The organism is Erwinia sp. PME.40.26/001 (genome assembly GCF_055556675.1).
The window spans coordinates 1-233 of sequence record NZ_JBVHNP010000456.1 but is presented as its reverse complement, the minus strand read 5'-3'; the positions used below and the strand labels follow the sequence as shown (position 1 = coordinate 233).

The 233-nt window shown below is 45.1% G+C and carries 1 protein-coding gene; it reads right to left on the bottom strand.

The window, feature by feature from the left end:
* The coding region (locus ACZ3HG_RS24960) for a PhoH family protein (protein ID WP_465335249.1) at nt 1-224 on the bottom strand (224 nt) is incomplete at its 3' end.
* Nucleotides 225-233 lie beyond the last annotated feature (9 nt).

The following is a 233-nucleotide window of genomic DNA, read 5'->3' as shown; positions in this document are numbered from 1 at the left end:
GCGTGTGCCAAACCACAAGATCGCGCATCCAAATATGGATTTTCAACCTGTGATAAGTCTCCAAGTAAAATGACTTTGCTGTTTTCACCACAACGCTCAACTACCATTCGGCATTCGCGTGGTGTGAGATTTTGCGCCTCGTCAACAATGATAATGCTATTAGGAATGGATCGTCCCTGAATAAAGGCCATAGCCTCAACCTCGATGCGACCATCTTCAACCATTTCCTCAAA